Consider the following 1,400-nt stretch of genomic DNA (forward strand, 5'->3'; position numbering starts at 1 on the left):
ATTTTAAGCAAGTCGTATAACGCGAATGGGCCGCTTCTGGCAGAATCGCCGTTTGAGCAAGTGACATAATAAACTCCTCTTTTTGCCCCCAGTGTAGGGCGAAACTGACGGATAATAATTGATGATCGTCAGTTAAGGTTGTCGTCTATGGGTAAATTAGGGACATGAAAACAATCTTTCACCCACTGACTATTGAATACGTAAATACCAAACCAAAGTAATATTAATAGGGTTAATCCATTGGTCCAACTAAACTCGCCGTGTTCCAGATAAACATGGTAGGCCGTCTGTACAATTTGCCCTAACACCAAACATAAGGTGAAACCCCGTCCATAGTTAGTAAGCTTATCAATCCATTGGCGGCCGGGCTTTCTCAATCCCATAATCCACATTAGCAAAACACTTGGAATGCCAATTAGAAGACCTAAATAGAGGGTATGGTTATCAGGGTAAACAATTTGTAAGATCTTATCGCCACTCTCTCGGCTTGCCCTGCACCAGCAAAGACGACCCAAGCTCGGGCTAAAAAAACCAACCAAACCAAAGACAACAAAGATGCTTTGAGATAACCTTGGTTGTCATAGTGATCTATACGAATATCGCAAAATCTAAATCTAATCAATGGGACTCGCGACATCATTTAACAGCAAATGATTCAATTAGTAACCCGCAAAGGTTAGACTAATGCCATCTCTTTTTACTAGCATACATATGATGATGAAACAACACGCAATCACACCGTCACCAGAATCTCAGCAAGAAGCACTCAAAATCGCGAAAGCAACACAAAAGCCTGGGCAGACCAAAGAACAAACCAAACTGATCGCACAAGGCATTGAGAAAGGCATCGCGCTTTATAAAAAGCAGCAAAAAGAGAAGCATCGTCAGGCCGATCGTGCGCGCAAAAAGCAGTTGCGGGACAAAGTCGCATCAACAGCAAGAGATGAACGATGACAACGAATACACATTGACCGAACCATCGTCTCCAAGTGCGTTCAGCCAATATCTCCCATGGGGGCTACTGGTCATCAGTTGGGTAGGTTTTGTGCTCTACACTTCGCAGGGAGATAAAATGAAGAACCTATTTTATGCGTCAGCGCTGCTTGTTTATCTGGATGCACAACGCCAGTCAAGCTCCTGTAGTGGGTTCTCAACACATTGAAGTGCGAGTCGATGATCATTTTGACCCTAAAAAATGCCAATATCTCGGAACGGTTACAGGCAACGAAGGGCACTGGTATAGTTACTTATTTTTTTCCAACGATACCATGATGCAAGGTGCGGTGAATGACTTAAAAAACAACGACCAAAACGCCTAARGCWTGCGGATACGATTTATGTCATTTCTCATCAAGCCTTTACCACTTCTTATACGCTGTTAGGCACCGCCTACCGCTGCC

The 1,400-nt window shown here is 43.6% G+C and carries 3 pseudogenes; 2 read left to right on the top strand and 1 reads right to left on the bottom strand.

Annotated elements, in window-relative coordinates:
- Window positions 1-128: 128 nt before the first annotated feature.
- Window positions 129-637, bottom strand: a pseudogene (locus CIK04_RS27855) (DUF2919 domain-containing protein).
- 80 nt (window positions 638-717) lie between these two features.
- Between CIK04_RS27855 and CIK04_RS27860 the strand changes: the two are divergent.
- Window positions 718-997, top strand: a pseudogene (locus tag CIK04_RS27860) (DUF2956 domain-containing protein); the annotation flags it as partial.
- 86 nt (window positions 998-1,083) lie between these two features.
- A pseudogene (locus CIK04_RS27865) lies at window positions 1,084-1,400 on the top strand (DUF4156 domain-containing protein); the annotation flags it as partial.

Source organism: Vibrio sp. 03_296 (genome assembly GCF_002265885.1).